The following is an 834-nucleotide window of genomic DNA, read 5'->3' as shown; positions in this document are numbered from 1 at the left end:
CGGAGGCCGGCGGCTCCCTGCTGTCGGGCCGCGGCGAGACCATCGACGGCCTGCCCGCGCAGGAGTGGGTGGACCGGACCGCCGCCGAGTTGTCCGCCGCCGAAGAGCTCACCTACCTGGCCCGCACCACGGCATTCGGCAGCTACGACAGCAACTTCATCGTCGCCGTCCAGCGCCGCACCGACCATTTGGCCGGCGAGCTGGGAGCCGGTGTCTCCCGCGAGCGCATCTGGCACGTCCGCGCCAAGCAGGTGGTGCTCGCCACCGGTGCGCACGAACGTCCCATCGTCTTCGCGAACAACGACCGCCCCGGCATCATGCTGGCCTCCGCCGTCCGCAGCTACCTCAACCGGTACGCGGTGGCCGCCGGCAACGAAGTGGTCGTCGCCACCAACAACGACTCGGCGTACCAGCTGGTCGCCGACCTGTCCGCGGCCGGCATCACCGTAGCCGCCGTGGTGGAGGCTCGCACCGAGATCGGCGGCGACGCGGCCGAGACGGTCCGCGCGGCCGGCACCCGCCTGATCACGGGCAGTGCCGTGGTGGACACCGAAGGCCGGAACGACGGCGGACGGATCAGCGCCGTCGTCGTCAGCGGTCTGGATGACGAGGGGCAGCTGACCGGGGAACCGGAGACCATCGAGACGGACCTGCTGGCCGTCTCCGGCGGCTGGAGCCCGGTGGTGCACCTGCACAGTCAGCGCGAACGCCGCCTGTCCTGGAACGACGAGCTGGCGGCCTTCGTGCCCGGCCACGCGGTCAAGGACCAGCAGACCGCCGGCGCCTGCAACGGAACCCTGGATCTGGCCGGCAGCCTGCGGGAAGGCGCCGCCG

At 72.1% G+C, this 834-nt stretch carries 1 protein-coding gene; it reads left to right on the top strand.

Features of this window, described 5'->3' with window-relative positions; all coding sequences use genetic code 11:
• Positions 1-834 (top strand): NAD(P)/FAD-dependent oxidoreductase (locus AC5RUJ_RS17455; RefSeq protein WP_494156401.1); only part of this gene is annotated, 834 nt, incomplete at both ends.

It is taken from the genome of Arthrobacter sp. Y3223164 (assembly GCF_059091005.1).
Note: the sequence above shows the minus strand (reverse complement) of the source record. Positions and strands in the feature narration are given on the sequence as shown.